We start from the raw sequence: 10,649 nt of genomic DNA, 5'->3' as shown, positions 1-10,649 counted from the left end.
GGGCGGGGGGGGCTGCGGGGGCCGCGCCCGGCCGACCCGGACGCGGCCGACCGCCGATCCTTCGTCGCCGCCGTGCTGACCGCGGCGGGCGGGGTGACGCTGGCGACGGTCGGGCAGGCGTTCACCCCGCTCAAGGTCACCGACCTGCTCGCCCCGCGCCGCCCCGGCGACGGCCCGCAGTCCCTTCCGGTCAACCGCACGGCCGCGCAGGCGGGCATCACCGGCACCCGCCTCGCGGGCTGGCGGCTGCGCGTCACCGGACCGTCGCCGTACGAACTGACGTACAGTCAACTAACCGCGCTGCCCCAGCATTCCGCCGTCCTCCCTATCTCCTGTGTCGAGGGCTGGAGCCAGAACGCGCACTGGACGGGCGTACCGCTGCGGGACCTGCTCGACCGCGCGCAGGCACCGCACGACGCACCGGTGCGGATCGTCTCCCTGGAACGCGGCGGCAACTACGCGGTCACCGAGATGGGGGCCTCGTACGCGCGCGATCCGCTGACATTGCTGGCGGTGTCGCTGGGCGGACGACCGCTCGACCACGACCACGGCTACCCCGCGCGCATCATCGCCCCGAACCGGCCCGGGGTGCTCCAGACCAAGTGGGTCACCAGGATCGAGGTGCTGACGTGAGGACACGGGCGACACGGGCGACACGAGTGACGCGGGCGGCGCGAGCGGCCCGAGCGGCGTGCGGCGCGCTCGGGCTGGCGGGGATGGGCGTGGGACTGTCGATCCTGCTGACCGATCCCTACATCCGGGACCCGTGGGACGTCGTGCGGTGGCTGGTGGGCGCGGTGCTGCTGCACGACGGGGTGCTGGTGCCGATCACGCTTGCGGTGGGCGCGCTGCTCGTGCCGCGTGACGGACCGTGGCGCGGGCCGCTGCGCGCGGGCCTGTTCACGGCGGCGTGCCTGACGGTGGTCGCCCTCCCGGCGATCCTCACCCCGCGCCCGGCGGCCAACCCGACGGTGCTGCCGCTGGATTACGTGCGCGACTGGCTGGTCGCGGTGGGCGTGGTGGCGGGGGTGACGGGGGTCGTACGGGTCCTGCTGGGGCGGCGGCGGTAGGTCGCGGCGGGCGGTCGACTCAGCCGGTAGGTCGCGGCGGGGGCGGTCGGCTCGGCCGACCGCCCCCGGGTCGCGCGGCTCAGGCGGCCGGTCGCAGGGTGACGAATCGGCGGCCGTCGCACGTCCAGTGCTCCAGCGGCGCCCACCCCACGGCCTCCGCCGCCTCCACCACTCCCGCGCTGCCCACCCGCGCCCACGGGAACTCCTCGCCGTACCGCCCGAAGGCGTCCTCCACCCGTACCGTGAACCGCTCGTCCACGTCGTACGCGTCCGCCTCGACCAGCAACACCCCGCTCACAGCGACGAGTTGACGTACACGCCGCAGCAGCGCGGCCGGGTCGCCACCGATCCCCACGTTGCCGTCGGCGAGCAGCGCGGTGACCCAGCGGCCCTCCCCCGGCACTGGCTCGAAGACCGAACGCCGCAGCACCGCCCCGCCCATCCCCCGCGTCCGGGCCACCGCCGCCGGGCTGACGTCGAGCCCCAGCGCGGGCAGCCCGTACGCGGTGAGCGCGGTGACCAACCGGCCGGGACCGCAGCCGATGTCGAGCACCGGGCCGCGGCACCGGCGCAGCAACTCCGTGTCGGCGGCATCCGGTTCGGCACACCACCGTTCGACCTCAAGCGGCAGCATCCAGCCGTCGCTGCGCCGCAGGAAGAGCGGACCGCGACCGGTGCGCAACGCGTGGGAATAGGGGTCGTCCACCCAGGGCGTCCGGTGCTGACGTGGCGTCAACTCTGTTGTCGTGCTGGTGCTCATGAGGCGGCGAACCCCGCCAGCCGGGCGGCGAAGCGCGATCCCGGAGCCTGTCGCGCCACCGAGATCGCGTCGGCGGCGGTGTCCACGTCCCGCAGTCGCGGCAGGTCCCGTACCCGCAGCCCCGCCGCCGTCAGCCGGGCGCGCTGGACGGCGCCGGTGTGAGCGGTGGACATCGGGACGCCGCGCAGCAGGGCCGGGTCGGGCGCGGCCAGCCCCAGCGCCCAGAAGCCGCCGTCCCGCGCGGGCCCGAACCACGCGTCGCACTCCCGCCAGGCGTCCGGCGCGAGCGCGGGCGCGAGGAGGTCGGCGGTGACCTGCGGGGTGTCCATGCCGATCAGCAGCGTGGGTCCGTCCGCGTGCGCGGCGAAGGCGGCGGCGAGCCGTTCGTCCAGCCCGCCACCGGCCTGCGGCAGCACCTCGAACCCGGCGGGCACCCACGGTCCGGGCCGCCCGTCGAGCACCAGCACCCTGCGCCGGGCCGGCGCTCGCGACACGACGTCCAGCGTGTCGCGCAACGCCGCCTCCGCCAGCGCGGCGGCCTGACCGGGCGAGTACGGCGGCGTCAACCGGGTCTTCACCCGCCCCGGGACCGGTTCCTTGGCGATGACGAGCAGCGTCGTCGGGCCGGTCGGGTCCGGGATCGGGTCCGGGATCGGGGCTGCGGTCGGGGCTGCGGTCGGCCTCGGTGACACGGCCACGGTGCCGCGATCGTACGGAACGCTCATCGGATCACCGTCCCCGTCGCCGTACGCGGCAGCGCGTCGCGTTCCGGCGTCGTCGCCGGGCCGGCCGCCGGTGGACGGTTGAGGACCGCGCGCATGTCGCGCACCGCGTTCCAGGTGCCGCGCCACGTCCCGGTGACCTTGGAACGGCCCGCGCGCGGCGCGTACGACACGTCCAGCTCGCGCACCCGCCAGCCCGCGTCGGCGGCGGCGACCACGGTCTCCAGCGGGTAGCCGGAGCGCCGGTCCGTCAGCCCGAGCGCCAGCATCGGTTCGCGGCGGACGGCCCGCATCGGGCCCAGGTCGTGCAACCGCAGACCGGTGCGGCGGTGGATGAGGCGGGCCAGTTCGCGGTTGGCCAGCCGCGCGTGCAGCGGCCAGGCGCCACGCGCGGTGGGCCTGCGGCGGCCGAGTACGAGGTCGGCGTCGCCGTCGAGCACCGGACCCGCGACCCGGGGCAGCTGCGCCGGGTCGAGCGAGGCGTCGCAGTCGAGGAAGCACACGACCTCGGCGGTGGCGGCGCGCAGCCCGGCGTGGCAGGCGGCGCCGAATCCGCGTACCGGCTCGTGCACGACGTACGCGCCGAGCGACGCGGCCAGCCGGGCGGAGTCGTCGGTCGAACCGTTGTCGACGACGATCGCCCGCCAGCCGCTCGGGATCCTGTCCAGCACCCAGGGCAGGGCCTCGGCCTCGTCCAGACACGGCAGGACGACGTCGACGGGCGCGGGAACCCGGCTTCCGCCGGGTGAGTGAGGGGTATCGGTCACGCGCTTCACCCTACGGAGACGAAATACGCGAACCGGACATCCGATCCTTACGAAACACGGACGTGAGGCCGCGCTGCCGCCGCACGCGGACCGGCCGGGCGGCCCCGGTGCGAGACTCGAAGCGTGACCGGAAACCCCCTGCCCAGCCCCGCCGACCGCCCGGACGACGCGGACGGCGCGACGACGCACGACGCGACGGACGTCGCCGCCGCCCCGGATTCCGGCGTGCGGTCGGGCGGCTCGCCTTCAGCCTCGCTCTCAGGCTCGCCTTCAGGGGAGACCGGTGGGGACGCGGATGGCGCAGGTGCGCCGCGACGGGTGCTGGTCGTGGACGACGACCCGACGGTCGCCGAGGTGGTGACCGGCTATCTGCAACGCGCCGGGTTCGCGGTGGACCGCGCCGCCGACGGGCCGACCGCGCTGGCCCGCACGGCCCGGCTCGCCCCCGACCTGGTCGTGCTGGACCTGATGCTGCCCGGGCTCGACGGCCTGGAGGTCTGCCGCCGGATACGCGAGCGCGGACCGGTTCCGGTGGTGATGCTGACCGCGCGGGGCGAGGAGGACGACCGCATCCTGGGTCTGGAGGTCGGCGCGGACGACTACGTGACCAAGCCGTTCAGCCCGCGCGAACTGGTGTTGCGCGTGGAATCCGTGTTGCGCAGGGCGGGCACGTCGCCCGCGCCGGGGCCATGGCTGCGCTCGGGTCCGCTCGCCCTCGACCCCGCGGCCCGCCGCGCCACCCGCGACGGCGAGGAACTCGCCCTGACCATCCGGGAGTTCGACCTGCTGGCGTTCTTCCTCCGGCACCCGGGGCGGGTGCTGGGCCGCGAGGAGCTGATGCACCGCGTGTGGGGCTGGGAGTTCGGCGACCTGTCGACGGTGACGGTGCACGTACGGCGACTGCGCGAGAAGGTCGAGGCGGACCCGGCCCGCCCCCGCCTGATCAGCACGGTCTGGGGCGTCGGCTACCGCTTCGATCCGCCGGGGACGGACGGCGAGGGGGCGGAGCCGGGCGCCGAGGCCGCGCTTGGAACCGTTGCCGGGCCCGTCACCGGGGCGGGTGCCGAGCCCGTCACCGGGGCCGGGGCGGATGGCGTCACCGGGGCCGGGGCGGATGCCGTCGCCGGGCCCGTCACCGGGGCCGAGCGCGGAGCTGTCACCGAGCCCGGTGCCGGCGCCGTGGACGCGGCGGAGGCCCACGGTGTCTGACCTCGCGCAGATAGCTCTGTACGCCGCCGCGGGCGCCGCCGCGGCCGGGCTGCTCGGAGCCATGGCGCTGCGGTTGCTGCGGCATCGTTCGGTGGCGCTGTCGCTGGTGGTCGTCGCCGCGGTCACGGTGGCCGCGTTCCTCGCCGGGACGCTCTCGGTGGCGTGGGCGATGTTCCTGTCCTCGCACGACCTGCGGGTCGTCGTCCTGGTCTGCGTGATGGCCGGGATCGTGTCGTTCGCCGTGACGCTGGTGCTCGGCCGCCAGGTCGTCGCGGGCAGCAAGGCGCTGACGGCCGCGACCCGGGCGCTGGGCGACGGCGAGGGCAGCACGCCCTTCGCCCCACCGGAAGCCGCCCCGACCGCCGAACTCGCCGAACTCGGGAGGGAGTTGGCGGCCACCAGCGCCAAGCTCGCCGCGTCCAGGGACCGCGAACGCGCGCTGGAGGCGTCCCGCCGCGAACTGGTCGCCTGGATCTCGCACGACCTGCGCACCCCGCTGGCCGGACTGCGCGCGATGGCCGAGGCGCTGGAGGACGGCATGGTGCCGGACCCGCCGCGCTACCACGCGCAGATCCGCGCCGAGGTCGAACGGCTCAGCGCCATGGTGGGCGACCTGTTCGAACTCTCCCGCATCCAGGCCGGAGCGCTGCCCCTGAGCCCGTCCCGGATGTCGGTCTACGATCTGGTCGGCGACGCGATCTCCGGCGTCGGCGCCCTGGCGAGCGAACGCGGCGTGCGGCTGGTCGGCGCCGGGGTCGAACCGGTACCGGTGGAGGTCGACGGCCGCGAGATGACCCGCGTCCTGGCGAACCTCCTGGTCAACGCGATCCACCGGACTCCCGCCGACGGCACCGTGGCGGTCGCGGCGCGGCGCTGGGAGGAGTCGGTGGTGCTGTCGGTCACCGACGGCTGCGGCGGCATCCCGCCGGAGGACCTGCCGCGCGTCTTCGACACCGGCTGGCGCGGCACCGGAGCCCGCACGCCCCCCGCCGGGGCCGGGCTCGGGCTGGCCATCGTCCGCGGGATCGTGGAGGCCCACCGGGGCCGCGCGTCCGTCACCAACGTCCCCGGCGGCTGCCGCTTCGACGTCGTCCTGCCCGCGGCGCCCAACTGAGCCGGTGCGCCCAACTGAGGCGACGGCGCCCAACTGAGCCCGCGCGGACCGGTCCCGAGGTCTCCCGCGGTCGCACCGCCGCTCGCCCCGATGAGGTTGAATCCCCCCATGGACGATCTCGTGGTGGTGCGGGTCTTCACCGGTCCCGAGGGCACCGGCGGCAACGCGCTGGGCATCGTGTACGACGGCCCCTCCGTCGCCGGCCGCCCCGCGCGGCAACGACTGGCCGCCGAACTCGGCTACAGCGAGACCGTGTTCCTCGACGACCCCGCGTCGGGCTCGGTCGACATCTACACACCCAGCGCCCGGCTCCCGTTCGCGGGGCACCCCCTCGTGGGCCTCGCCTGGCTCCTGCGACACCGGGGCCGACCGGTCGACGTCCTGCGCCCCCCGGCGGGCGACGTGGCCGTACGCCACGACGGCGAGTGGACGTGGGTCACCGGCCGCGCCGCCTGGGCGACGGGCCGCCGCACCGAACGCTTCGACTCGGCCGCCGACGTCGACGCGCTGCCCGCTCCGCCCCCGGGCGAGGGCTGGCTGTACGCCTGGGCGTGGCAGGACGAAGCCGCGGGCCTGGTGCGCGCCCGCGCCTTCCCGCGCCGCGGCGACAGCATTGTCGAGGACGAGGCGACCGGCGCCGCGGCACTCCTGCTCACCGCCGAACTCGGCCGCCCTCTCGACATCCGCCAGGGCACCGGCTCCCGGATCCTCACCCGACCGCTTCCCGACGGCACGATCGAGGTGGGCGGCCGGGTCACCCTCTGACGGCCCGACGGCGCCTAGGTCGCCGAGGCCGGAATGGTCTCCGGCGCCGGGGCCTCGGCGGTCGGCAGGGTCGGCGGAGTCGGCGCCCGCATCGGGGCGCGCGCGAACTCCGCCATCCCGTCGGCGAACCCGATCCGCGCCGACCACCCCAACTCGTCACGGATACGCCGCGAGGACGCGGTGACGTGCCGCACGTCGCCGAGCCGGTACTCCCCCGTCACCACCGGCTGCGGCCCGCCGAACGCCTCGGCCAGCGCGCCGGCCGCCTCGCCGATGGTGTGCGGCGTGCCGCTGCCGACGTTGTAGGCGCGCAGCGTGCCGGGCTCGATCCGTGTGCCGAGTCCGTGGAGCGCCGCGACGTTCGCGTCGGCGACGTCCCGCACGTGGACGAAGTCCCGGCGCTGCCCGCCGTCCTCGAACACCCTTGGTGCCTCGCCGCGTTCCAGCGCCGACCGGAACAGCGAGGCGACTCCGGCGTACGGGGTGTCGCGCGGCATCCGGGGCCCGTAGACGTTGTGGTACCGCAGGGAGACGGCCGTGCCGTGCGTCGCGCGGGCCCACGCGGCGGCCAGGTGCTCCTGGGCGAGCTTGGTCGTCGCGTAGACGTTGCGCGGGTCGAGGGGCGCGTCCTCGGTGACCTGCCCCGGCGAGAGCGGTTCGCCGCAGTGCGGGCACGGCGGCTCGTACCGTCCCGCGTCCAGGTCGGCGACTCCCCGCGGCCCCGGCCGAACGGTGCCGTGCCGCGCGCAGTCGTAACGCCCCTCGCCGTAGACCACCATCGACCCGGCGAGCGCGAGCCTCCGCACCCCCTCCTGCGCCATCGCCGCCAACAGCACGGCCGTCCCGAGGTCGTTACTGCTCACGTACTCCGGCGCGTCGGCGAAGTCCTTGCCGAGGCCGACCATCGCCGCCTGGTGGCACACCGCGTCCACTCCGCGCAGCGCGGCCACGACGGCGGCCCGGTCCCGGACGTCGGCCCGCATCACCTCCACGCCGGGTACGGGCGGGAGCGGGGGCGCGCCCGCTCCGTGGGCGGTGGGCGACAGGGCGTCCAGCACCCGTACTCCGTGCCCGGCCTCGGTGAGCGCCGTGACGACGTGCGAGCCGATGAAGCCCATTCCTCCGGTGACCAGTACCAGCATGGGCCGACCGTACGGCTCGTGCGGCGCGTCCGGGTGCCTGGCGGACGGCGCGTCACGGTTCCGTAAGAACGTGGAGGCACCGACCGGAGCCGACCCCGGGGCGCTGTTCCGGGCGAGGTCGTCGGTCCCCGCCCGGAGGCTTTCAGCGCCGTGGCCTCAACTCAGCGCCGGTATGCGGCAGGTGAGCGTGGCCGCGTCGGCGTCGAGGTCGGCCGGTATGCCGAGCGGCACGGTCAGGCTGGTGTCGCCGTGCCCGAAGCCCAGCTCCTCGATCACGGGGACCCCGAGACCGCCGAGCCGGTCGAACAGGACGTCGCGCACCTCCTCGTAGGGCCCGCAGTCGCGCCACGACCCGAGCGCGATACCCGCGACGCCGTCCATGGCTCCGCAGCGCAGGAGCTGGGTCAGCACACGGTCGAGCCGGTACGGGGACTCGCCGACGTCCTCCAGCACCAGGATGCCGCCGTGCCCGCCGCGTCTGGCGTGCGGCGTGCCGACTTCGGCGGCGAGCAGGCTGGCGCAGCCGCCGAAGGTGACGCCGGTCGCGGTGCCCGGCACCATGGCCCGCGCGGTGGCCGAGGTCAGCGTGCGCACCGTCTCGGGCTCGAACAGCGTGCGCCGCAGGTGCTCCCGGGTCGGGCCGTCCTTGACGAACGCCGCCCCCGACGCCACCGGCCCGTAGAGCGTGGCGAGCCCCAGCCGCAGCGCGAACGCCTCCTGCAGCACCGTGATGTCGCTGAACCCGCACAGCACCTTGGGTCCCGCGGCGCGCAGCGCGTCCCAGTCGAGCAGATCGACCATGCGCTGGGCGCCGTAGCCACCGCGCGCGCAGAACACCGCGGTCACCTCCGGGTCGCACCACGCCTCCTGGAAGTCCCGGGCGCGGGCGGCGTCGTCGGCGGCGAGGTAGCGGAACCGCCGGTCGCGGCCACGGACGTGCGGCGTCACCACCGGGTCCAGGTCCCAGCCGACGAGGATGTCGACCCCGGCGTCGAGCCGTTCGGCGACGACCGGCCCGCTCGGGGCGACGACCGCCACCCGGTCCCCGGACCGCAGGCGCGGGGGGCGGGTCAGAGGACGTGGGGCGGTCATGTCGTCATTTCCAAGGTCGGCACGGCGGGGGGAGTGAACCCGAACGTCTGTCCGTAGAGGGAGAGTTCGGCTTCGAGGCAGGTCACCACCGTCTCCTGGCGCCGGAACCCGTGGCCCTCGCCCTCGAAGGTCAGGTACGCGTGCGGCACGCCCCGGCCCGCGGCCCGGGCGAGAAATCCCTCCGACTGGGCGGGCGGGCAGATCGCGTCGTCCAGTCCTTGGAGCAGCAGGAAGGGCGTGCGGATCCGGTCGGCACGGTTGGCCGGCGAGCGGTCCTCGTAGCGCTCGGGAACCTCGGCGATCGGGCCGATCAGCGTCTCCAGGTAGCGCGACTCGAAGTCGTGGGTACCGCCCCGGGCCCACGCGGCGAGGTCGAGCACCGGGTAACTGATCGTGCCGCAGGCGAAGGTGGAGACACCGGTGAGCGCCGCGCCGGTGGTCCAGCCGCCCGCGCTGCCGCCCCTGATGGCGAGCCGGTCCGGGTCGGCCATGCCTTCCTTGACGAGCGCGTCGGCGACGGCCACGCAGTCCTCGACGTCGACCACGCCCCACTGCCCCTTCAGGCGGTCGCGGTAGGCGCGCCCGTAGCCGGTCGAGCCTCCGTAGTTGACCTCGGCGACGCCGATGCCCCGCGACGTGAAGTAGGCGATGGTCAGGTCGAGCACCAGCGGGGCGCGGCTGGTGGGGCCACCGTGCACCCAGATCACGTAGGGCGGCAACTCGCCGTCGGGCGCGGTGAACCGGGGGTTGTGCGGCGGATAGACGTGGGCGTGGACGTCCCGGCCGCCGGGGCCGCTGAAGACGCGCGCCACCGGATCGGGCAACTGCTCCGGATCTACGGTGTCGTGGTGGGCGGCGGCCACCACGCGGGAGTGCCCGGTGTGGGTGTCGAGTTCCACGATCTCGTGGCCGGTGCGAGCGGTGGCCGCGATGCCGGTGACCCGGGTCCCGTCCGCGGTGAGGGTCGCGTCCCACTCGCTCCACGGACCGGGCGCGTCGGTCACCTTCCCGTCGGCGGGGTCGAGGATGCCGAGCCGCAGCGCGCCACGTCCGTGCAGGACGGCGACCAGTCCCCCGTCCAGCGGCGCGAACCAGCGCGACCCGATGCGCCACGCGGGCCCCGCGAACTCCTCCTCGCGCGGGCAGAGGTCGACCGCCCGGCCGCTGACCGGGTCGACGCGGTGCAGATTCCACCAGCCGGTGCGGTCCGAGACCGCCAGCAACGTGCCGTCCTCGGCCCACTCGGCCTGCGCGACCGACTCGTTCGGCCCGCCGATGAGCGTGCGGACGCCGGTGAACCCGGTGTCCGTCACCTCGGCGATCTTCAGCTCCGTGCCGTCCCACGGCATGCGCGGGTGGTCCCAGGCGATCCACACCGCCGACCGGCCGTCCGGCGAGATCCGGGGTGAGGTGACGAACCGGTGCTCGTCACCGCTCAGTTCACGCACCCGCGAGCGGTCCTCGGCCGCCGAACCGTCCAGCGGCACCGCGGCGACGACCCGCCGCACGTCCTCCGGCCCCTCACCCGTGAACTCCTCCAGCACGCACCACGCCTCGTCGCCTCCCGGCGAGATCCGCGGCTCGGCCCACCGCAGTCCGTCCCCGACCCGCGACACCGGGGTCAGCGGCCGGGGCTCGGCACCGGGCACGTCGGGTTCGTAGGCGTAGAGCCGCTGGTCGTCGAAGTGGGCGAAGACGATCAACGGGCCCTGACCGGCCGGGCCTTGAGGCGCTCCGGCCCAGGGCACGCCGCCGTACTCGATGACGCGGGTGCGCACGTTCCACGGCGCGGGCAGCACGGACCGCTCGGTGCCGTCCTGCGGCCTGCGGCGCATCAGGGTGCGGCGTCCGCCCTCCGCGGGGCGCGGCGCGGTCCACCACAGGTCCTCGCCGACGGTGCCGAGGTGCTCCGGGCGTCCGTCGTGGGACGCCGCGCTCACCGCGTCGATCGGTGACTCCCAGGTGCCGTAGGGGGCGGTTCGGGCGGTCATGGCAGTTGGCTCCTTGT

General features: G+C 75.3%; 11 protein-coding genes. 5 read left to right on the top strand and 6 right to left on the bottom strand.

Annotated elements, in window-relative coordinates:
* Together K7472_RS13830 and K7472_RS13825 are read left to right on the top strand one after the other, a co-directional pair.
* The coding region (locus K7472_RS13830) for a molybdopterin-dependent oxidoreductase (RefSeq protein WP_222977633.1) at positions 1-633 on the top strand (633 nt) is incomplete at its 5' end.
* Positions 634-716: 83 nt separating this feature from the next.
* Complete coding sequence (locus K7472_RS13825; protein WP_222977631.1) at positions 717-1,070, top strand: hypothetical protein; 354 nt, start codon at positions 717-719, stop codon at positions 1,068-1,070.
* Positions 1,071-1,149: 79 nt separating this feature from the next.
* Here the strand turns inward: K7472_RS13825 and K7472_RS13820 are convergent, their stop codons facing one another.
* The 3 genes from K7472_RS13820 to K7472_RS13810 are packed head-to-tail and all read right to left on the bottom strand — an operon-like array spanning position 1,150 to position 3,319.
* The gene (locus K7472_RS13820; protein WP_222977629.1) at positions 1,150-1,830 is read right to left on the bottom strand and encodes a methyltransferase domain-containing protein; all 681 of its coding nucleotides are present in this window, start codon (positions 1,828-1,830) and stop codon (positions 1,150-1,152) included.
* A complete protein-coding gene (locus K7472_RS13815) occupies positions 1,827-2,555 on the bottom strand; it encodes a TIGR04282 family arsenosugar biosynthesis glycosyltransferase (protein ID WP_222977627.1) in 729 nt (242 codons plus the stop codon). Before K7472_RS13815 ends, K7472_RS13820 begins: the two co-directional genes overlap by 4 nt.
* Positions 2,552-3,319, bottom strand: a complete 768-nt coding sequence (locus K7472_RS13810; RefSeq protein ID WP_222977625.1) for a glycosyltransferase family 2 protein — start codon at positions 3,317-3,319, stop codon at positions 2,552-2,554. The genes K7472_RS13815 and K7472_RS13810 overlap by 4 nt, the downstream gene beginning before the upstream one ends.
* Positions 3,320-3,637: 318 nt before the next feature.
* Between K7472_RS13810 and K7472_RS13805 the strand changes: the two genes are divergently transcribed.
* The 3 genes from K7472_RS13805 to K7472_RS13795 all read left to right on the top strand — a co-directional run bounded on the left by K7472_RS13805 (position 3,638) and on the right by K7472_RS13795 (position 6,407).
* Positions 3,638-4,528 (top strand): response regulator transcription factor, encoded by an 891-nt coding sequence (locus tag K7472_RS13805; protein ID WP_222977671.1) that lies wholly within the window; start codon positions 3,638-3,640, stop codon positions 4,526-4,528.
* Positions 4,521-5,642 (top strand): ATP-binding protein, encoded by a 1,122-nt coding sequence (locus tag K7472_RS13800; protein WP_308013899.1) that lies wholly within the window; start codon positions 4,521-4,523, stop codon positions 5,640-5,642. Before K7472_RS13805 ends, K7472_RS13800 begins: the two co-directional genes overlap by 8 nt.
* A gap of 108 nt (positions 5,643-5,750) precedes the next feature.
* Positions 5,751-6,407, top strand: a complete 657-nt coding sequence (locus K7472_RS13795; protein WP_222977621.1) for a PhzF family phenazine biosynthesis protein — start codon at positions 5,751-5,753, stop codon at positions 6,405-6,407.
* Between the two features lie 14 nt (positions 6,408-6,421).
* Here K7472_RS13795 and K7472_RS13790 read toward each other — a convergent pair whose 3' ends face one another.
* The 3 genes from K7472_RS13790 to K7472_RS13780 form a co-directional block, all read right to left on the bottom strand.
* Complete coding sequence (locus tag K7472_RS13790; RefSeq protein ID WP_222977619.1) at positions 6,422-7,549, bottom strand: NAD-dependent epimerase/dehydratase family protein; 1,128 nt, start codon at positions 7,547-7,549, stop codon at positions 6,422-6,424.
* A 156-nt stretch (positions 7,550-7,705) separates the two neighbouring features.
* Positions 7,706-8,641 (bottom strand): S66 peptidase family protein, encoded by a 936-nt coding sequence (locus K7472_RS13785; protein ID WP_222977617.1) that lies wholly within the window; start codon positions 8,639-8,641, stop codon positions 7,706-7,708.
* Complete coding sequence (locus K7472_RS13780; RefSeq protein ID WP_222977615.1) at positions 8,638-10,632, bottom strand: S9 family peptidase; 1,995 nt, start codon at positions 10,630-10,632, stop codon at positions 8,638-8,640. Before K7472_RS13780 ends, K7472_RS13785 begins: the two co-directional genes overlap by 4 nt.
* Between the last annotated feature and the right edge of the window lie 17 nt (positions 10,633-10,649).

The organism is Streptantibioticus parmotrematis (genome assembly GCF_019890615.1).
Lineage (GTDB): Bacteria > Actinomycetota > Actinomycetes > Streptomycetales > Streptomycetaceae > Streptantibioticus_D > Streptantibioticus_D parmotrematis.
This window is presented reverse-complemented; position numbering and strand designations above follow the sequence as displayed.